This window comes from Ralstonia sp. ASV6 (assembly GCF_016429285.1).
In the GTDB taxonomy this organism is placed as follows: Bacteria; Pseudomonadota; Gammaproteobacteria; order Burkholderiales; family Burkholderiaceae; genus Ralstonia; species Ralstonia flaminis.
In genome coordinates this window covers 1-387 of the sequence record NZ_JAELUI010000488.1, presented here as the reverse complement: position 1 = coordinate 387, position 387 = coordinate 1, and the positions used below count along the sequence as shown (strand labels likewise).

The following is a 387-nucleotide window of genomic DNA, read 5'->3' as shown; positions in this document are numbered from 1 at the left end:
TGGGCTCGGAGATGTGTATAAGAGACAGGTACTGGTCCGGCCGGGCCTTTCCCTCTGTGGAACCTCATGCCCTTCACTGGGTGTGACGGGGAAACAGGACTTTTACTTTGAAAAAATTAGAGTGCTCCAGGCAGGCCTATGCTCGAATACATTAGCATGGAATAATGAAATAGGACGTGTGGTTCTATTTTGTTGGTTTCTAGGACCGCCGTAATGATTAATAGGGACAGTCGGGGGCATCAGTATTCAATTGTCAGAGGTGAAATTCTTGGATTTATTGAAGACTAACTACTGCGAAAGCATTTGCCAAGGATGTTTTCATTAATCAGGAACGAAAGTTAGGGGATCGAAGACGATCAGATACCGTCGTAGTCTTAACCATAAACT

At 44.7% G+C, this 387-nt stretch carries 1 rRNA gene; it reads left to right on the top strand.

Annotated features, from left to right (window positions below):
• Window positions 1-169 precede the first annotated feature (169 nt).
• Window positions 170-387: ribosomal RNA gene (locus tag JHD73_RS28335) — 16S ribosomal RNA — on the top strand; the annotation flags it as partial.